The organism is Bradyrhizobium arachidis (assembly GCF_024758505.1).
Taxonomy (GTDB): Bacteria; Pseudomonadota; Alphaproteobacteria; order Rhizobiales; family Xanthobacteraceae; genus Bradyrhizobium; species Bradyrhizobium manausense_C.
Genome location: NZ_CP077970.1, coordinates 571,141 through 594,546 on the forward strand (window position 1 = coordinate 571,141; position 23,406 = coordinate 594,546).

Here is a 23,406-nt window from a genome sequence, read left to right on the forward strand (position 1 = left end):
CTGCACCGGCTAGATGATCAGCACGGCGCCTGACATGAGGAGCAGCACCAGCACGATCCTGCGGAACATTGCCTCGTCCAGTCGGCCGAACAGTTTCAGGCCAAGCCAGGTCCCCGCGAGAAGCGCAGGCAAGCCAATCAGGAACAGCTTGATCGTCTCCGGAGTGATGGCGCTCCTGACGCCGATCCACAGCGCGCTCATCAGGAAGATCGCGGCCGCCACCGGCTGGAATACCGTGCGCTGCACCTCTTTCGGCCAGCCGCGCAGCCCGCACCAGATGGTGACGAGAATACCGGCGAGGCCGGTGATGCCGCAGAGCACGCCATTGAGAAAGCCGACGCTGGCATCCGCCACTGCGCCGCCGGCCTTGATCGGACGGATCGATGGACGGAGCAGAGCATAGAGGCAGTACAACACGAGGAAGGCGCCGACACCCGCGCGCACATGGGCAGGATTGGCCCAGGTGAGGATGCCGACGCCGACGGGAACGCCCATCGCTGCGCCGACCACAAACGGCCAGAGCTTCTGGTAATCGAGCAACCGCCTCAGCTTCCAGACCGAGTAGCCCTGAACGATCAGGCCGAAGGCGATGATCAGGGTGGCCGTCTGAAGCGGCGTGAGGATGTAGAGCCAGATCGAGGCGACGACGAGCCCAAAGGCAAAGCCGGAGAGGCCAGCGATCAGCGCGCCGGCGAATGTTGCGAGAATGAAGATCGGAAGTTCGAATGAAAACCCATCCATGTGCTCGCTCCAAATCAAAGCGAGCAGCGCTTGAATGGGATCACCATTTCATGGGGAGGCTGCTGCGTCCCCAGGGAATCAGCCTAGGTGAGGAGGCGCATTGGCGCAAGCCGTGCGCTGTCGCCGACTTTCGCTTCTCCCCGACCGAACCACGGTGGCTTCCACCTTCTCGATAGTTGGATGAGTCCACGCGGTTTCAGATTGACACAATGACACATTTTTCTGAAGGTTGGCTCATGGGGAAAGCGATCCCCACGAGGCGGCATGCCCAAGAATCGCGTCCGGTCTTCTCACCTAAGGACGCAGCATGTCTGATATCAAATTCACCCTTCCATATTTTGCAGTACCGGCGGACGGTTCTAGCGGCGTGGATCAGCAGGCGGCAATTCCGCCTCAAGTATCCACTGTCGTGTTCTCTGGGGACGTCGCACGGGTCATCGAAGGCTTTGCCCTCGCGCTTGACCTCATGGCCGCCAACCAGGACCTACTGATTACAGAGGCCACGTTGAGCGAGCGCGAATTGCCCGACGAGGATTAGCGATGATGCGTATCAGTCATTTCTGCTTACGCGTGGTCCTGGCGGCGTCCATTGGATTGTTTGCGCCAGAGTTTATGACCACATCAGCCTGGGCCGATACTGATGGAGGCAACAAGACAATTGTTTTCGTCTGTCTGCATGGCGTGGTGAACAGTCAGATGGCGGCCGCCTATTTCAACAAGGCGGCAAGCGAACGCGGCTTGCCCTACCGGGCGGTTTCGCGCGGCATTGATCCGTATTCGTCAATTCCGGTCCCCATTCGGGACGGGCTCGCTCTGGATGGCCTCGACCCCACCAATGCACCGGGCGTGCTGACGCCGGCGGATGCGAATAATGCAGGCCGTCTGCTGGCGTTTGACGCGGTGCCGGCCGAACTGAAAGGCAATGCCAGCGTGACATACTGGTCCGGCGTTCCGTTGGGCATCAATGACTACGATGCGGCGCGTGACGCGATTCTTCAGCGGATCGACGAGCTGATTTCGACGCTGGCCATGGAATAAGGGAGCTTTGGTGCTCGCACCGCGTTGGTGTGTCGGCGGACCCAATTTCATCGATTCAGCCAAGGAACACAGATCATGTCGACACGATTGATCCCCCGAGCAATCCTTTGCTTTATCTGGCTGGCCGGTATCTTTTCGCCTGCCCTTGCTCTCACCCAAGAGGAACTCGTGGCCAAGCTGCAAGCCGCCGGCTATTCGCAGGTTCGCGATATCAAATCTACGGCAGAAGGTATCTCCGTCAAGGCGACAAAAGACGGTAAGGACGTTTCCCTCGTCGTCGACAGCAGTGGTCAATTCAAGGAGCGGAAGTAGGGGCAGGAGCTCCGCTCACGCAAGTGTTTCAAGCGGCACTCTCGCCGTGCGGTCTGACGTGATCATGCGCTAGTTCATCAGGTCGCGCATGATCGTTGAGATTTATCTTCAGTTCACGCGATCCCGGCGATCCACGTGCGAGACTGCTCTGTGGCATCACTTCCGTGACGGGTCGCAACTAGTTTGCAAACTTCCCGGCTGGTTTTCCACCCTTCACCATTTCCTGGGCATAGGCGTACAGTGCATCATAGACGATCCACTCGGCGGCGTTGAGTGCATGATCGTCCTTGTAGCCGAGGCGGCGGAAACCTTCGGCTACCGCCTGTAAACCGGGTCCTTCGGCCTGCTGATAAAGAGTATTGTCCGTGTCGGCACCGTTCACGATTCTGCCGAGAAGGACGAGCGCCGCATCGTTCGTTAGCTTGTATTTCTTCAGTATCGCTTCGAACGAGCATTCCTTGCCATGGTGGCCGAGTTCGACGTCCTTGACGTCATAAGGAATGGCGTCGAGCCGCTTAGCCTCGGCCATGACCTTGTCAGCCGGCGAAAAGATGAATTCGGCATCCTTGTCGACGAATTTCTTGATGAGCCAGGGGCAGGCGACGCGATCGACTTTGACGTGTTCTCGGGTAATCCACTTCATCTTGTCCTCCTCTTGATCTTGGCAGATCACGCATCCGCCACAACGAGAATCCCGCCGTGGGTGGGTGAGATGACGTAGAGCTGGTCCGGAACCACCAGCGCCGTCGTGTGTGCACCGACACCCGTAGTCGTCTGAATAGCGGTGCCGGTTCGCGGATCGATGGTTTCGACCAGTCCGGGCTCGCCGATCGCCACGTGGACGCGGCCGGTGGCAGGATTGAAGAAGGTTACGTCCGGTGGGCCGGTGATAGGCCAGACATTGGCGACCTCGCCGGAGGTACTGTCGAGTTCGACCAGTGCGCCGTCGTCGCAAGCGGCGTAGAGACGCCCACGCGAATGGTCGATATCAAGGCCATGAGCGCCGCCCGATGGGAGCTTCCACTGCGCAATCGGGAGTAGATTGGGCAGGCTGGCAACGAGCACCATCGACGGATCGCGGATACAGAGGAATACCCGCTTTGCTTCCGCGTCCGTCACGCACCAGCGCGGCCGGCCCGGAAGGTCTATCGACGTGTGCTTCTGATCGTTCAGGCCGAACGCATGCAGCGTTGGCGTCTCCCGCTCGTCGCCGATGCAGGCGACGATCCCGAGCGAAAGGTGCTTGACGATCGCAGCGCCATTTGGCCGGGCGCCGGTTTTGAACACGGCCTTGGTCTCGAATGTCGCCGCATCCAGCCAGGCGAGGCTCGCAGAGCCGCGGTTGGTTACGAGGATTTCACCGTCGTCGGCGACGGCACCGGCGACACCTGGGAAGCCCGGCAACGTCGTTTCATGCCTGCCCGCATCGTGATCGATCACCTCGACCGTGCTGCGCGCGGTATGCGCGATGAAAACCCGCCGGGTCTTGGGATCGAAAGCGGCGTGATCGAAGGCGCTATCTGCAGCACCCGGTATTTTGATGATGCCAAGGCTCTTCAAGGGCATGGCGACCTCACGCCGCTACGCTGCCGAGAGCGGGCACTCCGTTGGATGGATTGAATGAAGACTCCGTCCACGTGCAATCTCCCCGAAAAATCGAGCGTTGCACAGAGCTTGGACGGTCCGCCCGTCTGGCGGGGAGTCTGTGTTTCCCCGTGGCATCAATTTAGGCCTTGCAAGAGGTGCCGACAAGGCTGGATCTGCAAGGTCAGTATTTTGGTCGGTGCGAGTTCGCCCACTCGCGGGCATGCGGAATGGGTACACGTGGCGGCAGGATCGCACGAAGCTTTTGCGTTGTCGGCAGACCTTCCATGCGCTCCCGCCAGCGGCAAAAGGCCGGATATTTTGGGTACATGGACTTGCCCTCTTCAGTCAGGCTGAACGCAAATGTGCTCGGCAACAGGAAGAAATCCGCGATCGTGAGTTCCGACCCAACCAAATAGTCCTGGCCGTGCGCGAGTTCGCGTTCGATGACCTTGAGCGTCGTTTCGACCTTTGGCAGTGCATGCGCCACGACCTTCTCGTCGGACGCGATCCCGAGCTCCGGAAAGACCAGCCGCTCATGGGTCACGTGATGGATCATGTAGGGGTAGACGTAGGAATTGACGATGCCGATCCATTGGTTCATGCGCGCCCGCGCGCGTGGATCTCGCGGCGTCAGCCGAGCTCCCTCGAACGCCTCGTCGATATAACTCACGATGGCGCTTGTCTCGTAGACGATGAAGTCGTCGTGTCGGAGGATGGGCACGCGGTTGAAGGGGTGCAGCGCGAGGTGTTCGGCCTTGCCCATCACCGGCTCGAGGTCCTGGAATGTGTAGGCGACGTCCTTGTGGGTCAGGACGAGCCGCACGATGTTGACGAACGTGCTCCGTGGAAAGCCGTAGACAATGATCTCGGACATCTTTCTCCTCCCCGTCCTTTCGCTTGTGGTCGATCGAGTTCGATTAGCGCCAGAACGGCATGTCGGCCTGCTCCAGGGCCTCTTCCCGGGTGAGCCCGAGATCGGCAAGGAGGTGGGGATCATCGGCAATCGCGCGCAGATCGGCGCGCTGGTGCTTCCGCTCGCTCCTCGTGAGCCAGCCGTCGAGGAGCTTCAGCCATGAATTTGGTTGATGATCCGCGGTCGTCGTGCCGCGTCGCACTCGCACTGGAAAGTCACTATCTGCAAAAATCGTTGACATATTGCGGCTCCAAATCCCATGATTTCGCATTGTCGCCGCCTGCATAGGGCCGGCGGGGCGCAATCCGCAAAGCATCGTTTCTCAGGCCTGCCCCAATTTTTCTCATGAACTCCCCTAGGAAGCTTCGCAATGCGCCCGCACTTGCCGCCGCTGAACGCTCTGAAGGCCTTCGAAGCCGCAGCCCGGCATGAAAGCTTTACGCGCGCCGCAGAAGAGCTGTGTGTCACCCAGGGTGCGGTGAGCCACCAGGTGAAGGCGCTTGAGACCGAACTTGCGATCAAACTCTTCAATCGTGAGCGGCAGCGACTGATTATCACCGAGGCGGGCAGGGACTATCTCGCCGTTGTGCGTGACGCGCTGGATCGAATCGCTGCGGGCACCGAGCGTTTGTTGCAGCGGCAGAGCGCAGGCGTTCTCACCGTCAGCACCTCGCCGGATTTTGCCGCCAAATGGCTGGTGCATCGGCTCGGTCATTTCGCGGGGGCGCATTCCGGCATCGATCTCCGCGTCTCGGCCACGATGCATCACGTCGATTTTGCCCGCGAGGAGGTCGATCTTGCCGTGCGCCACGGCGACGGAAATTGGCCGGGTCTCGATGCCGTAAGGCTCTCCTCGGAACGGCTGTTTGCCGTATGCAGTCCAAAGTTACTGTCGGGCCGCCGCCGCATCAGCGGGGTCGCCGATATTCTCAAATTTCCTCTGATCCACCTGGACAGCCGATCCGACTGGGCGAATTGGCTGCGCGGCGTCGGCATCGATGACGCCGATGTCACGCACGGCCCCGTGCTCAATCGTGCGAGCATGGTTATCGATGCCGCGATCAATGGGCAAGGTATTGCTCTTGCTCGCACGACATTGGCGGCCTGGGATCTGATCAACGGTCGGCTGGCGCTGGCTTTCCCGGAGTCCTTGCCGCTGTCGAAGACATATTGGATCGTTTGCCCGAAGGCGACTGCGTCGCTGCCGAAGATTGCGACTTTTCGTGACTGGCTGCTTGCGGAGGCGTCGAACGACCTGCGTGCCCTCAAATCGCTCACCGGGACCTCGAAGACGAAGCGCCGGTAATGCCAACGAAACCGTCGTACCTTGCCCAATTATCGTTGCTCGGGAGTCCGGTGCGATCTTGAACCGGGGAACTCAGCCACTCGTCAATGTTGGCACTGCTATCACACGCCAGGAACAGAAGGCCCCACGCTTTTGTTCAACGTCCAGAGTCTAACTCAAAGGACACGCAGGTGTTGTCGCCATGTCGGCTGTCTGCGGGGAGACCGGACATCGGATGTCGCGTTGACTGCCGCGTTTGACCCTGAGCGGCCTATTGCTACGCGTCGATTGCGTGATGTAGGACGTCCTCTAACGCGCTCTCATGATCGTACAGTACGGCTGTCCAAAATTCAGGTTTTGAACCGCATGGAGGCCCTGGTCGTGCAGTAAGGGCGCGAGCGGCCCGCCTGAGAGCCTCCTCTTAAGTTTTGTTCTGGCGTCGCTCTGGTTCCGGGTACATACTAGTTCCATCACGCACGCCATTGTTGCTACGGCCGGTTGCGCTCCTGCCCAATTCACGTAGGGAAAGGAGAGTGCCATGAGACGACGCTCACAACCCCACACATTTGACGACAATCTGCACGCGGAGAGAGTTCGCATCATAGCGGAACTGGAAAACACGCCGCCGGGACCGCAGCGTGATCTTCTAGAAGGCAAACTGCGCCAGCTCGAAACCGCTTCTAATATAGACGGGTGGCTAACGTCGCCGGGGCTACAACCTCCTGAAGAATAAGGCCGCCTCAGTTGGTGGCCTTTCGTTGTGAAAGGGGGTCGGCAGATGCAAGAGTACCGCGCACATATCATGGGCCTCGACGGGCATATCGAGCTTAGCATCCAACTGATCTGCGAGGACGAAACCGAAGCCAAGAAGCGCGCCAGAGTCTTGGCTGACGGGTACGACGTAGAGCTGTGGAGTCAAGATCGAAAGATCGCGGAATTTAAGAGTGAGTAAGGAGACTCGATCAAGCTGAAGTGAATGAGCCGTCAAGTTCGCGAGTCTCCCTTCTTGCTGGTTCCTAATTGACAAGCAGTCCCGCTTTGGCAAAGTCGCGGGCTTGGGGATGGCGATCTCCCCATGAGGCGACATGCCCAAGCATCGCGTCCGGATTTTTGAGAAGGACGCAGCATGTCATCCGTCAACGACGGGTTTTCGCCAGATCGTTCAGCGTCTTTGCTGAGCGTAAGAGACCTGACCAAGCGCTATGGAAGAGACGGCACCGCTATCGACGGCGTGACGTTCTCTGCTGTCGCAGGCGAAATCCTCGGCATCATCGGTCCAAACGGCGCCGGCAAGTCGACGCTCCTGGAAGCCGTTGCCGGACTTCTACCGGTGAATTCAGGCGACGTCTTTTGGCGCGGAGAGCCGTTGCACGCAGGTCGTCGACGCGATGTCCTGTTCTACCTGCCTGATGGCGTCCGTCCATACCAAGATCAATCGGCCCTACAGGTCGTGTCGTTTGTCGGCAACGTCTTTCGACGGTCCGACACAGACATCAGGTCGATCATAGAAGCGCTCGGGTTACAGCCGGTGCTTCGAAAGCGCGTGCACGCCCTGTCGAAGGGCTATGCTCGACGCCTGATGCTGACCATCGGACTGCTTGCGTCGCACGAGCTGCTGCTGATGGACGAACCATTTGACGGATTTGATCTGCGGCAGACGCGGGACGTCATGGGTCTATTGCGTCGCCAGACGGGACGCGGACGCACGCTGATCCTCTCAATTCATCAGTTGCGGGATGCCGAACGGGTCTGTGACCGCTTCATCCTGCTCTCGGCAGGGCAGGTGCGCGGGTCCGGAGGACTTGCAGACCTGCGTGCGCGAACGGGACTGCCGAACGGCTCACTGGAGGATATCTTCCTTGCACTCACGTGAGGCATACGTGCGGCCTACCGCACCGTTCGTTCCGCTGCTCGCAAAGGAGCTCCGCGAGGTAACGGCCGGACGAGCGCTTTGGACCATGTTGCTGCTGGTCTGTCCGCTCGTCGGGTACAGCTTCGTCCAGGCAGTCTCGCTCTACAGCGAGTCAAGCGCTACGGCCCTGCAGTCGCCAGTTTTGGCGAGGAGTCTCTCGCCGCTCGATGGAATTCTCGTTCCGACGTTCGGCGCATTCTATGTGGCGGTGACATTGTTGTTTCCTTTCGTGGCGATCCGGGTGCTGGGCCAGGAGAAGGAAAGCGGGGCATTGCGCCTGCTAGTCCAGTTGCCGTACCGAACCTCGACGCTGATCGCCGCAAAATTCTGCGCCGTAGTCGCAGCTTGGCTCATGGTGAGCATACCTGCGCTGTCCGCGCTGGCTTTGTGGGCCATATTGGGCGGCCATTTGGCTGCGCCGGAGACGCTGAACCTTCTGTTCGGTCATTTGCTCTACGGTCTGCTGGCCGGCGCCATTGGGCTACTCGCTGCGGCCATCTCCGACAATTCGGCAACCGCCGCCATCATCGCGCTTGCTGTCACGATCGGATCATGGGTGCTGGATTTCACGCTCGCGGGCCGCTCAGGCCTATCGGCCTGGCTTGCGCAGATGTCGCTAACCCAGACGCTGCGTCCATTCGAGCAGGGGCTTCTCTCGGCCGGCTTGGTGCTCGGTACAACTGCCGTCATTGGCGGGCTCGCGGCGCTGACAATTGTTTGGCTTCCGCCCGGTACTTTGCGGCGTGCCAAAATCATTCGCTCTGCGTGCTGCGTACTGATGATCTTGGCGGGCCTCGGTGTCGCGACGCAGCTCAGGGCATCCGTGGATCTCAGCAAGGATCGTCGCAACTCCTTTTCGCCTGCTGATGAACGTTTGCTCGCGACGCTTCGGCGTCCTCTCATCATCAGGGTCGCTCTCGCTGTCGAGGATCCCCGCTATATCGATCTCCGACGCAACGTGCTTGCGAAGCTCGAGCGCGCCGTGCCTGATGTCACCGTCATTCTCGCCAGCGAGCGGCCCGCGGCTGCCAACCCGTCGGACGACTATGGCCAGATCGAATATCGCTATGACGATCGAACCGACGTAAGCCGCTCCACCAGCCCGCGAGAGATACTGCCGCTGCTATATGCGCTCGCAGGCGCGCAGCCACCGGCACCTGGCGCGGAAGAGTACCCCGGTTATCCCTTGCTCGTTAGCGCGGACGCGACGCTGCTGTGGTTCTTCGGCGGATTGCCGCTCCTGATCGTGCTCGCGTGGTGGCGCATTCGCCGACTCCCTCCGGACAAGGGTCTTCTCGCTCATCAAGGAGTTAAGCCATGAGTGTCAGCAAGAAAATCGGAGTTGTCATCTTCGCGGCTATCGGTTGTGTGGCGCTGGGGTTGCCAGGCGTGGCCGCAGAGCCAATCAAGATTGACCTCTCGAATGAAACCGTCGGTGGGGAGCCAAAATCGCTGGTGCCAGTAGTTGGCTTCTGGAGGATCGAGGAGGAGGGGGGCAAGAAGGTGCTCACAGTCGATGGCCGCCAGTGGAAGGAAGGGCAATCGTCGGCAGGTATCGCCGACAAGGCACGGGCTCTCTACGGTGAACGCTACGCTGAGTTTCTCGATCGCGTGCAGGCCTACGCCTACTATCCCTACGCGGTCGCACCAAAAATCGAAAATTTCAGCGATGGCGAGATTTCGGTTCGCTTTGAAGGCTTGTCCGGTCGCATCGACCAGGGCGCCGGCATCCTATTCAACCTCAAGCCAAACGGGGACTACCTGACAGTCCGCGCGAACTGTCTGGAGAACAATATCGTGCTGTGGAAGTTCGAGAACGGAAAACGCTCTTCCGTCAAATGGGTACGCAATACGCCGACCGCCACGCGGCAGTGGCATGACCTCAAGATCCGCGTCAACGGCACGAAGGTGGAAGGCTATCTCGACGGCAAGCTCTATCTGGAACACACGCTGGCCCAACCGGTGTCGGGCCGGATCGGGCTCCTCGAAGGCTGACAGCCACATGTACTTCGCGGATTACACGGTCGCTGCTGGCAATTGAACGCGGTTCCGGCGAGTTGGTGGCGCCTTGACAAATCCGGGCGTCGCGCCTTACTTCCACTCATGGGGAAGCGATCTCCCCATGAGGCGACATGCCCAAGAATCGCGTCCGGTTTTCCAACAAGGACGCTGCATGTCTGCCGTTAAACCCATTCCCTCTACATATTTGCGGTCCCCAATCGCGCTGCTGTTCGCTGCACGCGCCGCGCGCGGGCTTGGTGACGGCTTTGCCACGATCATTTTGCCGGCTTACCTCGTCGAGTTGGGTTACTCCCCTTTCCAGATCGGCGTGGTTGCCACCGGCGCCCTGCTAGGGACCGCCATCCTAACGCTGGGCGTCGGTTGGCTGGGAGGTCGTCGCGATCTGCGCACGCTATTACTGCTGAGCGCCCTGACGATGATGGCGACGGGTCTGGCTTTTCCATTCGCGGAGGCGTTTCCGGTCATCCTGCTCCTTGCCTTTGTCGGCACGATCAATCCGTCGCCAGGAGACATCGGAATCTTCGTGCCGCTTGAGCACGCACTCCTGGCAAGCGATGCGAGCGACCAGAAACGTACGCAGGTCTTTGCCCGCTATAGCTTGATTGGTGGACTCTCGACGGCAGCGGGCGCCTTGATGGCCACTGCGCCCGACCTTCTTGTTTCGTTTGACGTGTCGAGGCTCGCTGCCCTGAAGTCCATGTTCTTCGTCTATACCGTCCTTGGTCTCATCGGCGCAGTTCTCTATCGTCTGCTGCCGGAAGCCTCAGCCGCAATTGACGAACGACCGAAGACGTCAGTCCTCGGCCCTTCGCGCCCAATTGTCTACCGGCTTGCAGCTCTCTTCAGCGTCGATGCCTTTGCCGGGGGCTTTGCCGTTCAATCGCTTGTCGCCTTGTGGCTGTTCGAGCGCTTCGACCTCTCGCTTTCGAGCGCCAGCCTCTTCTTCTTCTGGTCCAATACGCTTTCGGCCTTTTCCTATCCGCTCGCGGCAAGGCTGTCGCAGCGTTTCGGGTTGGTCAACACCATGGTCTTCACGCACATCCCCTCAAGCATCTGCCTGATCGCGGCCGCTCTCATTCCGAACCTGACGGTCGTACTGATCCTGCTTTCGATCCGGGCGGCGCTTTCGCAGATGGATGTGCCAACGCGCACCTCCTACGTGATGGCGGTCGTCACACCCGAGGAGCGCCCGGCGGCCGCCAGCGTGACGGCCGTCCCGCGCAGCCTTGCCTCAGCCATAAGTCCGAGCTTAGCCGGCGCGCTGCTCGGTACGGCATTTTCGGGACTACCGCTCGTGATCTGCGGCGCGCTGAAGATTGCCTATGACATCACACTGCTCCTGTCGTTCCGTCACATCAAACCGCCCGAAGAAGCCGAAGGGACGGTCAAGGAGGCGACCGGGAGGACGGGGCAGATTTCGAGGACCCGGAGAGCGGGATGACAGTGGATAGAACAGGCCGGAATTTCGTCGCCGCAGAGGCCTCGCCCGCCGTGCTGGGCAGCACGCCCGTCTGGGTGCAAGCCGTCACGTCCAATCTGAAAATGATCCGTGATCTCAACGGAGGAGCGCCATGACCTACGCTATGAAGCCGCTTTCCTGCGACCCGAGCCGAATCCGGGGCATGTCGGAGCGAATGATTATCAGCCACTACGAAAACAACTATGGCGGCGCGGTCAAGCGCTTGAATCTGATCGACGAAAAGCTTGCCGAGCTCGACTATGCAAATGCCGCGGGCTTCCTGATCAATGGTCTGAAGCGCGAGCAACTTATCGCGACCAACTCGATGATCCTTCATGAAGTGTTCTTTGACGGTCTCGGTGACGAAAGCGAACCGGGTGCAAGCTTGAAGGAGATCCTGGCGCACGACTTCGGTTCTTATGATCGTTGGCGCGTCGAGTTCATGGCTATGGGGAAGGCACTCGGCGGTGGCTCCGGTTGGGTGCTGCTGACATGGTCGCCGCGCGATCGCAAGCTCGTCAATCAGTGGGCCTCAGACCACTGTCACACCCTTGCGGGCGGAACGCCGATTTTGGCGCTCGATATGTACGAGCACTCCTATCACATCGACTATGGCGCCAAGGCAGGGAACTACGTCGATGTCTTCATGGCGGCGATTAGTTGGCCGGCGGTACAGCGCGCTTATGAAGGGATGCAAAGATGACACGCGGCTCCGGATTCTGAACGTGCGGGCAGGACTCATTGGAGACGACATGCCTGACGAAGGAGGATGCAATGCAGAAAAAACTCTGGATTGGTACTCCGATTCTCCTAGCGCTGTTGGCAGCCGTTGCTGGCGTGGAGATGACGAGCTGGATGAACTACAGCGAACCGTTTATCTCCAGCGCGCATGCGCAGGCCATTGACTGGCAGAAGGTCGACGAGACGCTCGGTCGAAAGCCTGCCGTCTCGGACGATGTTCATCGCTACGGCTTCCCGCGCACAGACCTCGCGGTGACTTTGGATGGGGTAGCCATCAAGCCCGCGCTCGCGCTGGGCGGCTGGATTGCCTTCAAGCCGGTCCACGGCAGCGCGATGATCATGGGCGACCTTGTGCTTCTGGAGACCGAGATCAATCCGGTGATGGCGAAGATGATCGCGAGCGGTGTCGAGATAACCGCCGTGCACAACCATCTGCTTCGCGCGAGTCCCGCGACGTTCTACATGCACGTCGCTGGCCACGGTGATCCCGTCAAATTGGCCTCGGCTATTCGCGATGCGCTGGCCGAAAGCAAAACTCCGCTAACGGCCGCGGCGCCGGCGGACCCGCCGCCTGCCGTTGACCTCGATACGGCACAGCTCGACCAGATCATCGGAGTTAAGGGGCAGGTCAACGGCGGCGTCTACCAATACAATGTAAAGAGGCGCGATCCGATCACGGAAGGCGGCATGTTGCTGACCCCGGTCGGTGCAATGGGTGTCGCGATCGGGATCAATTTCCAGCCGACGGGCGGAGGCAAGGCAGCAATCACTGGCGACTTCGTGCTGACCAGCGACGAGGTCAACCCGGTCATCGTGGCGTTGCGGGCGCATGGCATAGAGGTGACGGCGCTGCATAGCCACATGCTCGATGAGCAGCCGCGCATGTTCTTCATGCACTTCTGGGCCAGTGACGACGCCTTGAAATTGGCGAAAGGGCTTCGTGCCGCCCTCGACAAGACCGCCAGCACCAAGAGTTAGAACGCAGTCGATTTCGCGGGCTGGCCGTGGATGACGTCCTGACGGCACCAGCGCAGGGCGAATAAAGCCGCTATCTGTTCCGTTGGAAGATCAGCAGTGGCCCTGGGCGCATTTCCTGACCAGGAAAGCGAGTCTAACTCCGCGCAAATGTGCGACAACTTTCGCTCGCAGAGTGTGATCGTTGCGCGATCGCTGCCGATGATTCAACTCGCGGCTCTAGCGACGTAATTCTGTGCGCCAGCCCGAAAAAGGAGTAATGTGTGAGCTAGATCATTTTAGGTTGAGAGGGGCTGTGTCTAACTCGGTCGAGCAGCTTCCTTCGGTGATTCCCCTCGAAGGCACACGTGGCAGCTCTGCTGACTGAGCAGAAGTTTGAATGCCTATCGAGAGCAATGAATTGCAAATGTCCGAGTGGCTGTTGCCTCGGATGAACGCTGACTGTGAGGTTTGTATCAGGAGGGCGGACCATGCCGACCACTACGGAGACGACCTCGTTCACCAAAGACATCCAGGGCCGCTATCTCTGCAACAACCTCGCCGAGGTTGATGCTTGGAAGTCCGCAGGCGGGCGTCCGTTCGACTTCATCATCGTGGGAGGCGGGACGTTCGGCTCCGCAATCGCAGAACATCTTTGGTTCCGTCAGAAGCAGGCCGGTGGAGGCTTGCGAACGCTGGTTGTAGAAGCCGGGATGTTCACCGTTCCAGAGCACGTCCAGAACACAGGAATCCAAGGGTTTGCCGATCCGGCTACTCCATTCTTTCTGAACGACAACCTGCCTCAGCCGGAGCAGCCGCGTAACGAGGTCTGGGGCATTCCATGGAAATCGACCATTCCCTTCAAAGGGCTTGCCTATACGCTGGGCGGCAGATCGCTTTACTGGGGCGGGTGGTCGCCTCGGCTACTCGCCGAAGAAATGACGACATGGCCTGCGAATACCGTTGCTGATCTGAACAGCCGCTATTTCGATGAGAGCTCAAGGCAAATCGGTGTCGACGAGGCGAATGATTTCATTGCGGGCGAGCTCCAGAACGCGCTGCGACGTCAACTCTTCGACAATCTCTCCAGCGTCCCTGGTGCGTTTGCTCTCAATGCGCTCCCGCCGTCGCCGCTTCTGAAGCCGGGCTCTGACCCACTACAGCTACTCGGTCTGACGTCTGCCGGCGGCCTTTCTCAAGCAGACCTCCTGAACATGCTGAAGCTGGAGGCACCCCTCGCAGTGCAGGCACGGCCACCGCACGCAGGGTTCTTCCCGCTGAACAAATTCAGCGTCGTTCCTCTCTTGATGAAGGCGGCCCGTACTGCGGCGAGTGACTCGAACGGCAATGATGCAGCCAAGGAATTCATGGTGCTGCCGGACACGCATGTCTTGAAGCTGCGCACAGTCCCGACTGCCGGCGGTGCTTGGCGGGTCACCGGCATCGACACAAGCCGTGGTCCAATCGATCTTGCCCCGGGCGGCACCGTCATCGTGGCGCTTGGGACGATTGAGAACGCAAGGCTTGCTCTCGCTTCGTTTGACGCAACGGGGCTTCCGACCCTGCCGCTCATTGGTAAGAATCTGATCGCGCATCTTCGTTCTAACCTCGTCATCCGCGTGCCCCGGTCGGCGATTTCCGGCCTGTCTGCGGCGGTGAACGAGCTACAAACCGCAGCGCTCTTCGTGAAGGGCCGAGCGACGCGGCAGAACGGCGATTTGATTGGTCGTTTCCACCTTCAGATTTCCGCAAGCGGTGGCGGCACTACGGTTGGTGGCGAGGACGAACTTTTCCGTAAAGTTCCCGATGTCGACTTCTATGACCAGCTTCGCACCTCCAACGACACGCAAGTCGCGATCGCGATCAGAGGGCTCGGAGAGATGGAGCCCGCCGATCCGGCCGACCTTGCTGCCCACCCCAGCCGCGTCGACTTGAGCTCGCGAACGGATGAATATGGAGTTCGTCGCGCCTCGGTCGTGCTCACGCCGACGCCCCGGGACCAGGATCTCTGGGGCGCAATGGATGCGGCCATGCAGCAGGTCGCCGCGATCTTTGCCAACGGGCAGCCCATGCAGGTGCTCCAGAGCGGTCAGGATGGACTGGGCACCACCCATCACGAAGCTGGCACCCTTTGGATGGGGACCGATCCAACCATAAGTGTCACGGACAGCAATGGACGCTTTCACCACACTGAAAACCTCTACGCGGCTGGTCCGGCGCTTTTCCCGAGCATCGGCTCGCCCAACCCGATGCTGACCGGTATCGGACTGTCGCGGCGCACGGGCGACGTCATCATGGCGCCGTCACCATTCGCGGCCGACGCAGGCTTCGAGACGCTATTCGACGGCACCTCACTCGGTGACTGGATGATGTCGACGATCAGCAACCAGCCTGGGCGAGACGATCCCGGTTCGTTTCGAGTACGACGGGGGGTGCTCGAGGGGCGAACAGGGACGGATCTGGGCCTGCTTTGGCTGACGCGGGCGACACCAAGCCGCTACGTGTTGCGACTGCAATGGATGATGACGGCGGCGGACGACAATTCGGGCGTCTTTATCGGTTTCCCGGACCCGCGGAACGAGGGCTACAACAACACGGCCTATGTCGGCGTCAACTTCGGCTTCGAGATACAGATCGACGAATTAGCACGTCCAGACAATGCGCCAATCCACAGAACGGGAGCGGTCTACTCCTTCAAGGGCCCGACGGACGGTCCATTGATCGTCCATCCGGTCGGAGAATGGAACGACTATGAGATCACGGTCGATGGCGCCGACATCACGGTCGCACTGAACGGACAGACGGTGAATATTTTTCATTTCACAGGCGATCCGCAGTCTCCGCGGCGCGGGTTGCCTTCAACTGCGCAGGATCCTCGCTTCATCGGGTTGCAGACACATACTGGGCGGGTGCTTTTCCGCAACATCCAGTGGAAGGCGTTGTGACCGATGAACCTGATGCCGCTTGCATCGCTCGGCGCAGTCGAGACGAACGGCGTAGTTACGTTCGGACTCTGGCTTCCGTGGGTCTCTGCGGCGGACGGCAACATCGTGACCGTGAAGATCATTCATGAGAGGGATCAGTTTCTTCAGGCGATGCCGGCGCGAGAGTTTCAGCTCGCGCACAGTGTTCGGCCTCCTTACGGAGATTTCTGGTCGGCCACCGTGCCTATCGCCAGCACTGCTCCGGCGGTGCCGGGCTCTGCCTGGGGGAGTCAGGGCCGTTACGTGTACCGCTATGCGATCACGAACCCGAGCGTCGGCACGCTCGATTGGATCATCGATCCATTTGCGCGCGAGTTCGGTGTAGGCAAGCAGTCAGCCTTCACTTTGGGCTACCAAGCTTACGTCTGGAGTTCTGGTGAGGCCCAATGGCGAACGCCGGCGCTGGCGGATCTGATCCTCTATGAGGTGAACATCGCGGAGTTCGGCAATGACCTCGACCGCGCCCGCGGGTTCGTCGCTTACCTGGCCGACCTCGGGATCAACGCCATCGAGATTATGCCTTTGTCCAACGTTGGCAACTCGGTCGATTGGGGCTATTTGCCGATCGGCTACTTCGGGGTCGACGAGCGCTTCGGCAAGCGATCCGATTTCCAAGAGCTCGTCGACATCTGCCATCAGCACGGGATCGCCGTAATAGTGGACGTCGTCTATGGCCATACGGGCATAGATTTCCCGTACTACGATGCATATACGCGGCTGCGCTACCGCGAGAACCCCTTCATGGGCCCATTTGCCAAGGATTACTTCAGCAATTTCGGCAAGAGCACGGATTTTAATCGAGAGATCACCCGAGACTACTTCTATACGGCCAGCCACCATTGGCTCGATGTGTATCACGTTGATGGCTTTCGTTACGACTGCGTCCCGAACTACTGGGATGGTCCGATGGGCGTTGGCTATGCGGACCTTGTCTATCAAACGCACCAGCTTACGAAGGCGAAGATTGCAGCGGGTAATGCGTATTGGAGTCGCTTCGATGCTGGGCCTGGTAGGCCGTTGGCGCTCGTTCAAATGGCGGAGCAACTCGAGGGGCCGGAAGAAGTGTTGCGTACCACCTATTCCAACAGCACGTGGCAGAATGGCACTTTTGATGCGGCGCGCGCGGTAGCGCGGGGTGACCGCGGACGACTCTTTGATCTTGGCCTAAAGTTTGGACTCTTCGGCTATCCCGACCAAGAAACTGTGAACGGTGACAACATCCCCAAGACCGCACTTCAGTACATCGACAACCACGATCACGAACGATTCCTGTGCAACTTTGGCACTTACAATCCGGACGAAGCGGGCAATCCGCTGTTTGCGGAGGGCGACCGCACACGGTGGTATTTGCTGCAGCCTTACTTGATCTGTCTCCTGATGAGCAAAGGCATTCCGATGCTGTGGCAAGGCGAGGAGTTCGCTGAGAACTACTTCCTGCCCGACTTCGGAATGGGTCGGGTATCGCTGCTCCGACCCATGCGTTGGGATTTCTTCTACGATGATTCCGGCCGACCCATCGTAAGCCTAGTTCGCCGGCTGTTGCACGTTCGACGGCAGAGAGAGCACATTCGCGAGGGGACGTATTTCTTCTTCAACGATTGGGATCGCTATCAGCAGTTTGGCATGCTGCTGTTCGCTCGGTACGACGGCGCCCGGTACACGTTGGTCGCTGTCAATTTTGGGGACACGGACCAGAGCGTCCCCTTCTGGTTCCCGATGGCCGGGGACTATGTCGAGGAGTTGCATGGGGGCGCTCTCGATCTGAAAAACATTCCGGCTCTGCAGCAGGTGTGGCTGAGCGTTCCCTCGCACTACGGTCGAATCTGGACCTTGGGCAGGCCGTGAAACGAGACTGATGAACTTCACCTGGCGTTGGCGAATAAATTTCCACCGCGAGCACCTTGCCTTTGAACGCGGACTTCGGAGCTGGCGAGCCAGGCATCTACCGCCATGGTAAGCCATTTTTGCAACGGGTCGAGAGCGATGGGGCAGCTGCTGGGGTCATGATCAATCCCGTCATGATCCATAGCAGCACCGAGCTTGACGCTGCCTTTTCGGCATTGGACCAGGAGGCTCCGGATGCACTGATCGTCCAGCCCAGTTTGCCGATCCGGCGGGTTGCCGAACTGGCGGTCCGCTACCGGATTCCGGCGATGTCGTTCGTTCGCGAATTCGCAGATCAGGGCGGCCTGCTGAGCTATGGGTCCGATGAGGCCGATGCTTACCGGAAGGCCGCAACCTACGTCGATAAGATTCTGAAAGGCGCCAAGCCTGCCGACCTGCCTGTGCAGCAGCCTACGAAATTCGAGCTCGTGATCAATCTGAAGACGGCGAAGGCGATCGGCCTTACCGTGCCGCAATCATTTCTCCTCCGCGCGGACGAGGTGATCGAATAGTCGTTGTTTGCGGCACCGCCTGAATCCGCACATGGCCCCTCGCCGACATCCAACCTAGATGTTTGGACGTCCGCTGAACATATCAAAGCAGAACCGGCCTCTTGGTCGACGTCTTCCATAACCTATCATATCCGAAACAATGTCCGGTGCTCGGGCTGAAGCAGACGTGTCCGCACCATTGGTCAATGTCCGTCTTTGACCCATCTCCGACATTACCCCTCCGGTACTCCTGCCAATCGCATGCCCTCATAAATGCGCTCACGTTTGGCGAGATAAGCTGGATTGTCGGTCGACGGGCTGGCGCGGAAGCGGCGGATGCTGAAATTAGGTTGAAGCGCGAGCCCTGCTTGCGCGGCGGCCCGCGCGTCATCGAGTGCTCCAAGCAATGCTAGGGCAGCGGCGAGCCCAAAATGCGCAAACGGATAATTTCGGTTGGCGTCGATGCTCCTGCGGAGCCAACTGACGGCTTCCCTATCGGCACTAAGTTGCAACTTAGCGAAACCGACATACTGCATCCACATGAAGGCATGAATGTCGCGGGGAGACAGACGGAGTGCCTCTAAGACATGCGCCTCAGTCTCCCCGCCGCGCCCGAGGAAAATCTTGGCTTGACCAATTAACCCGTGCGCGTGTGCCAGATTTCGGTCCAGCGCCAAAGCGTGTTGTAGTTCCTCAATGCCCTCGGACACGCGGTTCGTGAAAATTTTTGCTGTTCCCAGATGTAAGTGAGCCAAGGCGTGGTTCGGCGCGAGGGTCAGGACTTGCATAACGGCCGCTTCTGCTACGGTAAGGTACTTCATCCGATTGTCGGTCATGTAGCCAGCACCAACAATGCCATCAACATGCGCTAAGCCCAGACGCGCTTCGATATTGTCGGGATCAACCGTCAGGGCGCGCTCGAAAAAATGGCGCGCCTGCAAGATATATTCGGAAGTCAGCCCCATATTGAGCTTAGCTCTGCCCTGGAAGTACAACTCCAATGAATTGGGATGCGCCGACCGTTGTGCTCTCATGGCCTCGGCTGCGACGAGCTGCGCGTCCAAGGAGTTAGCTAGCCTAGATATGATCTCGTCTTGGATAGCAAACAAATCAGCGGCGGGTTTGTCAAAGCGGTCGGCCCATAAATGCGCGCCGGTTTCTGCGTCCACGAGCTGAACGTTCACGCGAAGTCGATTACCGCCACGTTGCACCGAACCTTCGAGCGCGTACCGGACGTTTAACTCGCGACCAACCTGCTTGAGATCAACGGCCTTGCCCTTGTAGGAAAACGCCGTGTGTCGGCCAATGACACATGAGCCATGGATGCGGGAGAGGTCCGTGGTCAGGCTTTCGGTCACACCATCGACGAAGTAGTCCTGCTCGGGATCGGCGCTAATATTCACGAACGGCAGCACGACTATAGAAAGACGCGGTGCACACGACGGAGCTTCCACGATGGTATGGCCCCCCGGCGGGACCGAACCCTGTCGGTCTTCCTCCACGCCGCCAACAAAGCGAAAGCCTTTGCGCGGCAGGGTCTTGATCAAACGCTGCTCCTCGCCGGTGTCGCCGACGGCACCTCGAGCGACATTCAGACGTGTCGTCAACGCCGCATCTGAGACGGCGCGGCCATTCCAGATGGCACGGATGAGGTCGTCCTTGCTGACGACGCGCTCCCTGTTGCGGATCAGGTACGCGAGCAGGTCGAAAACCTGTGGCGCGAGAGGGATCATCTCGGCACCGCGACGGAGCTCCCGCCGGTCTGTGTCAAATATGTAGTTCTCGAAGAGATAGCGCACAGCTATTCCCCCGTTGCCGTTACTCCATGACAGGCACTCAACCGAAGATAAGCTATGCCGCCCGTAAGCAAAATGTAAGCCGCTCAAGGTCGGGAATGCCTGCTTCTGGCCCTTCTCGGACCTCCCGGCTGGTCCGCTTTCGCGCCGCTTTTTGAAGATAAGCGGACGGGACTGGCTCGGCCACAAGGTTGCGCCGAGATGTCAGCGCGGAAAGAGCTTGTCTCGGATGTAGCGCGAGGTGGGCGTTAGTCTGATGCCGCGCGGCTTGCGCCAAGCCGCCTTGTCGATCTCGTTCTTGTCGCCGATCTTCAAGGGACCCGACGCCTTCCTGGCGACGAAGATCGCGTCGCTCATCTTTCGCCCCGATCGACGGTTCTTTGCCTTCACCTCTCGCCAGAGCTTCAACGGCCCAAGTTTGAGTTTTGGCAGTTCTTCCCTGATCTCGCGGCGAAGGCAATTCCTTTCGCTCTCACCAACATGTTTACGGCCGCCCGGAAACATCCAGAGCTTATCGCGCCGTCGCCTCACCAGGAGCACGCGCCCCTTCTTCGCGGCGACAAGTTTTGAGGACTTTGCCATATCCCTTCGAATCGATCTGACCAATCGGCGTTAGTCTAGTCTGGCTGGTCCGACCTGCAACGATGAGCGTGCTTGCGACCCGTATTATCACGGCGTTAACGGGTCGTGACGACGAGGTCGTGGCTCGCTATTTCCTCAATATGCTCGACATCCTCCAAGAGCCCAAGTTCTGGATAGCGGTGGCCTGTGGACTGGCTCCTATCGTTGTCAGCATCATCATCTTGCGGTCGCGCCGATGAAATCGTCAGCGACAACTTCCGTCTCGCGGTATTGGGTGCTTCCGCTGCAGCGCGTACGTCGGCTGTTGGCCAAGGCGAAGTGCGGACCGGCTCTAAATTGGTCTGCTTATCGGGGTAGACCGGAAGTGCTTAGCGCAAGGCGAAAACGATGCGAATGACCCAGAGCGGTCCTTCAAGGCACGTCACAGCCCCGCTGCAAAGTGCTATTCTCGCCATCCCACGGGCGCGGTCCTCGCAGGAGGGACACATGCGAAGGCGGGAGTTCATCGGACTAATGAGCGCGACTGCGTTGAGTATTCCTCGAGCAGGTTATGCTCAGACAAAAACGAATATGCCGTTGGTCGGGTTTCTGCAGCCTCCAAAGCTGGAGACCTTAGTTGCAAAAGATAGAATTGCGGCGCTTCGAAAAGGCCTTCAGGAGGAAGGCTTCGTCGAAGGCGCGAACTATTCGCTTGCCGCGCGGTCCAACGAGGGAGACGTAGATCGCAATCCGCAGATTGCGAGGGAATTGGGAGCACTCAATGCCCGTGTCTTCGTCGTGTCTGGCACTCTCAATTATTTGGTAGATACTAAGTTTTGCAAGGAGGGATCGTACGGCGGACAACAAACGCCCGCCGACATCGCGCGTTCGTGCGACGTCTTTCACGCCTGGCGCCGATCATTTCCAAATCTGCCCGTCGTCTTTTGCAACGTTGCTGTCGACCCCGTCGCGCTAGGGATCGTCCAAAGCTATGCGCACCCGGGCGGGATCGTCACCGGAAACGTGATGAACGCAGTCGGTGGCGAGGATACGATGGTCCAAAAGCGGATCGGTTTCTTCAAGGAGCTTGTCCCAAATCTGGTCCGCCTCGGCATTATTGCGCCCGCTAACGGAGCAGTGTTGGCGAAGCAGGAGAAGGATGCCCTGCAAAGGGTGTCCGCCCAATTGGGCTTTGAGCTCATTTACTACGATATCAACACCCTTGACGATCTGCAGAGCGCCGTTGCGGCAGGTCTTCGGGATAACGTGAGCGCGTTCTACATCTCAGGCGAGCCCATGATGGGGGCCGATGTTTCACGCGTTGTAAGTTCCGTCATGGCCTCCAGAAAGCCGACTGTTGGTCCATATCTGTACTGGGCGCAAGCCGGACTTCTGATGAGCTATGCCCCCGACCAGTTCGACGGTACGCGTCGTGCAGGCATCTACGCTGGAAAAATATTGCGCGGCGCGAACCCCGGCGATCTTCCCATCGAGCAGGCGAGCAAGTTTAGCCTAGTCATCAATCTGAAGACCGCAAAAGCGCTTGGCATTAGCGTGCCTCCCACGTTACTGGCAGCCGCCGACGAGGTTGTCGACTAGAGGCTCGCCTTTGCTGCGGCGCATGAGTCCGAATCTGGCCCTTAGGGACAGGAGTCGATGTCCGCTCGCACTTCAGCATTCAAGGCAAGAGCGGACTCGTTTTGCTCAACGTGAGTTCTTCGCGTATTGACCCAAAGCGGAAGTCAACGTCGACACGAGTCTGCCCAAGTCCGCGCCCGTTTGACGAGCCTTGGATCGTCTCATCTTCCAATGACGTCGGCGAAGTCGATTCCCTTCAAATCCGCCAGCCGACAAGCGTCCTTCATGGTCTGATCGCAAATGACCGTCACATCCATAAAGGTCATTCGGAAAACGTGCGCGATCCCGACAGCGTCTTCGCGGAAGATCAATCGCGTCGACCCCGTCAGCAGATAGATTTTCTGCCCCATCTCTTCGACGATCCGCAGCTCCGACGCTTGCTCGTCCAGCGCATCGAGCTCTCGAACCACGTGGCATAGCCAGCGATCTGGCCCAGCCGTGCCGTCAGGCAAGCAGACCTCGCATGAGGCAAAGCTGAAGGCGTCGCGATCAACCTCTTCTAAAACCGCTTTCATACGGCTAGAGACGAGCCAATGTCCCACGTACCCTTCGACGTCGCGCGGCGGGCGGCCAAGCTTCTTGTCGAACAGAAATCGCGGCTTCTCGGGTAATTTTGAGTAGTAGGGATCTGATCGCCAGATATGGAGGAAGCGCTCGACAGTGTCAGCGTTCTCCAGCCTGAATCCCGGCGCACCTCCGCGATTGTAGTCGGCATCCATGCGATAAAACTTGCGGCCCTTCGGCTTGCGCGCAGCCTTGGCGAGGCCTGGTGTATTATCGACCATGCCTAAGCCCGTCCGGCGCTGTTACCCGCAGCAACGGCAGCCCGGCAAATTCGCGAGAGATCGAGTGATTGTGCATGTGGAGAATATACAACACAAAGTCTCATCAGAACAGCGACCGATGCGGCCAACAGAGGTCAGCTATTGGCCCGTAGCTGACATCTGACCCGTAGGTTCCCAGGTCTGCTGATCGAGCTACAGCGGGGTCGTAATTGCCCGGCTTCTTCCATAACATCTCGTTTGCGAATGATGTCCTGTACTAAGGGTAGAAGCAGACTTGTCAGCACCATCTTCAAAGTTCGCCTC

General features: G+C 59.2%; 23 protein-coding genes. 16 read left to right on the plus strand and 7 right to left on the minus strand.

Annotated features, from left to right (window positions below):
• Positions 1–9 precede the first annotated feature (9 nt).
• Positions 10–741: a sulfite exporter TauE/SafE family protein gene (locus KUF59_RS02695; protein WP_258768147.1), complete on the minus strand. Its 732-nt coding sequence runs from the start codon at positions 739–741 to the stop codon at positions 10–12.
• A gap of 307 nt (positions 742–1,048) precedes the next feature.
• Here KUF59_RS02695 and KUF59_RS02700 point away from each other — a divergent pair, with 307 nt between their 5' ends.
• The 3 genes from KUF59_RS02700 (at position 1,049) to KUF59_RS02710 (ending at position 2,091) form a co-directional block, all read left to right on the plus strand.
• Positions 1,049–1,279 (plus strand): hypothetical protein, encoded by a 231-nt coding sequence (locus tag KUF59_RS02700; RefSeq protein ID WP_258768148.1) that lies wholly within the window; start codon positions 1,049–1,051, stop codon positions 1,277–1,279.
• 2 nt (positions 1,280–1,281) lie between these two features.
• A complete protein-coding gene (locus KUF59_RS02705; RefSeq protein WP_258768149.1) occupies positions 1,282–1,779 on the plus strand; it encodes a hypothetical protein in 498 nt (165 codons plus the stop codon).
• 75 nt (positions 1,780–1,854) lie between these two features.
• The gene (locus KUF59_RS02710; RefSeq protein ID WP_258768150.1) at positions 1,855–2,091 is read left to right on the plus strand and encodes a PepSY domain-containing protein; all 237 of its coding nucleotides are present in this window, start codon (positions 1,855–1,857) and stop codon (positions 2,089–2,091) included.
• A 178-nt stretch (positions 2,092–2,269) separates the two neighbouring features.
• On the opposite strand, the gene KUF59_RS02715 is transcribed toward KUF59_RS02710, so the two are convergent.
• The 3 genes from KUF59_RS02715 to KUF59_RS02725 form a co-directional block, all read right to left on the minus strand.
• The gene (locus tag KUF59_RS02715; RefSeq protein ID WP_258768151.1) at positions 2,270–2,734 is read right to left on the minus strand and encodes a chromate resistance protein; all 465 of its coding nucleotides are present in this window, start codon (positions 2,732–2,734) and stop codon (positions 2,270–2,272) included.
• Positions 2,735–2,760: 26 nt separating this feature from the next.
• Complete coding sequence (locus KUF59_RS02720) at positions 2,761–3,651, minus strand: YncE family protein (protein ID WP_258768152.1); 891 nt, start codon at positions 3,649–3,651, stop codon at positions 2,761–2,763.
• A gap of 208 nt (positions 3,652–3,859) precedes the next feature.
• Positions 3,860–4,552: a glutathione S-transferase family protein gene (locus tag KUF59_RS02725; RefSeq protein ID WP_258768153.1), complete on the minus strand. Its 693-nt coding sequence runs from the start codon at positions 4,550–4,552 to the stop codon at positions 3,860–3,862.
• Here KUF59_RS02725 and KUF59_RS02730 point away from each other — a divergent pair.
• The 12 genes from KUF59_RS02730 to KUF59_RS02785 all read left to right on the plus strand — a co-directional run bounded on the left by KUF59_RS02730 (position 4,539) and on the right by KUF59_RS02785 (position 18,344).
• A complete protein-coding gene (locus KUF59_RS02730; RefSeq protein ID WP_258768154.1) occupies positions 4,539–4,754 on the plus strand; it encodes a hypothetical protein in 216 nt (71 codons plus the stop codon). The two genes, KUF59_RS02725 and KUF59_RS02730, sit on opposite strands and share 14 nt — an antisense overlap.
• A 207-nt stretch (positions 4,755–4,961) precedes the next feature.
• A complete protein-coding gene (locus KUF59_RS02735) occupies positions 4,962–5,897 on the plus strand; it encodes a transcriptional regulator GcvA (protein ID WP_258768155.1) in 936 nt (311 codons plus the stop codon).
• 757 nt (positions 5,898–6,654) lie between these two features.
• Positions 6,655–6,828 (plus strand): hypothetical protein, encoded by a 174-nt coding sequence (locus tag KUF59_RS02740; protein WP_258768156.1) that lies wholly within the window; start codon positions 6,655–6,657, stop codon positions 6,826–6,828.
• A 174-nt stretch (positions 6,829–7,002) separates the two neighbouring features.
• Positions 7,003–7,749 carry an ABC transporter ATP-binding protein gene (locus KUF59_RS02745; RefSeq protein ID WP_258768157.1) on the plus strand — a complete coding sequence of 249 codons (747 nt, stop codon included), beginning with the start codon at positions 7,003–7,005 and terminating at the stop codon, positions 7,747–7,749.
• A 7-nt stretch (positions 7,750–7,756) separates the two neighbouring features.
• Positions 7,757–9,109, plus strand: a complete 1,353-nt coding sequence (locus KUF59_RS02750; protein WP_258768158.1) for an ABC transporter permease subunit — start codon at positions 7,757–7,759, stop codon at positions 9,107–9,109.
• Positions 9,106–9,783, plus strand: coding sequence for a LamG domain-containing protein (locus tag KUF59_RS02755; RefSeq protein WP_258768159.1), 678 nt, complete (start codon positions 9,106–9,108; stop codon positions 9,781–9,783). Before KUF59_RS02750 ends, KUF59_RS02755 begins: the two co-directional genes overlap by 4 nt.
• Before the next feature lie 178 nt (positions 9,784–9,961).
• Positions 9,962–11,251 carry an MFS transporter gene (locus KUF59_RS02760; RefSeq protein WP_258768160.1) on the plus strand — a complete coding sequence of 430 codons (1,290 nt, stop codon included), beginning with the start codon at positions 9,962–9,964 and terminating at the stop codon, positions 11,249–11,251.
• A 130-nt stretch (positions 11,252–11,381) separates the two neighbouring features.
• Entirely contained in the window at positions 11,382–11,972 is a 591-nt protein-coding gene (locus KUF59_RS02765) for a superoxide dismutase (RefSeq protein WP_258768161.1), read from the plus strand.
• A 140-nt stretch (positions 11,973–12,112) separates the two neighbouring features.
• Positions 12,113–12,988: a DUF1259 domain-containing protein gene (locus KUF59_RS02770; RefSeq protein WP_258770095.1), complete on the plus strand. Its 876-nt coding sequence runs from the start codon at positions 12,113–12,115 to the stop codon at positions 12,986–12,988.
• 467 nt (positions 12,989–13,455) lie between these two features.
• Complete coding sequence (locus tag KUF59_RS02775) at positions 13,456–15,909, plus strand: 3-keto-alpha-glucoside-1,2-lyase-like domain-containing protein (protein WP_258768162.1); 2,454 nt, start codon at positions 13,456–13,458, stop codon at positions 15,907–15,909.
• 3 nt (positions 15,910–15,912) lie between these two features.
• Positions 15,913–17,793, plus strand: a complete 1,881-nt coding sequence (locus KUF59_RS02780; RefSeq protein WP_258768163.1) for an alpha-amylase family glycosyl hydrolase — start codon at positions 15,913–15,915, stop codon at positions 17,791–17,793.
• 158 nt (positions 17,794–17,951) lie between these two features.
• A complete protein-coding gene (locus KUF59_RS02785) occupies positions 17,952–18,344 on the plus strand; it encodes an ABC transporter substrate binding protein (protein WP_258768164.1) in 393 nt (130 codons plus the stop codon).
• A 212-nt stretch (positions 18,345–18,556) separates the two neighbouring features.
• Here KUF59_RS02785 and KUF59_RS02790 read toward each other — a convergent pair whose 3' ends face one another.
• On the minus strand, positions 18,557–20,122 hold the full coding sequence (locus tag KUF59_RS02790; RefSeq protein ID WP_258768165.1) for a winged helix-turn-helix domain-containing tetratricopeptide repeat protein: 1,566 nt from the start codon (positions 20,120–20,122) through the stop codon (positions 18,557–18,559).
• Positions 20,123–20,323: 201 nt separating this feature from the next.
• Positions 20,324–20,701 carry an NUDIX hydrolase gene (locus tag KUF59_RS02795; protein ID WP_258768166.1) on the minus strand — a complete coding sequence of 126 codons (378 nt, stop codon included), beginning with the start codon at positions 20,699–20,701 and terminating at the stop codon, positions 20,324–20,326.
• A gap of 513 nt (positions 20,702–21,214) precedes the next feature.
• On the opposite strand from KUF59_RS02795, the gene KUF59_RS02800 reads away from it, so the two are divergent.
• Positions 21,215–22,279 carry an ABC transporter substrate-binding protein gene (locus KUF59_RS02800; RefSeq protein WP_258768167.1) on the plus strand — a complete coding sequence of 355 codons (1,065 nt, stop codon included), beginning with the start codon at positions 21,215–21,217 and terminating at the stop codon, positions 22,277–22,279.
• A gap of 200 nt (positions 22,280–22,479) precedes the next feature.
• Here the strand turns inward: KUF59_RS02800 and KUF59_RS02805 are convergent, their stop codons facing one another.
• Positions 22,480–23,103, minus strand: coding sequence for a DUF1629 domain-containing protein (locus KUF59_RS02805; RefSeq protein WP_258768168.1), 624 nt, complete (start codon positions 23,101–23,103; stop codon positions 22,480–22,482).
• Positions 23,104–23,406: the final 303 nt, after the last annotated feature.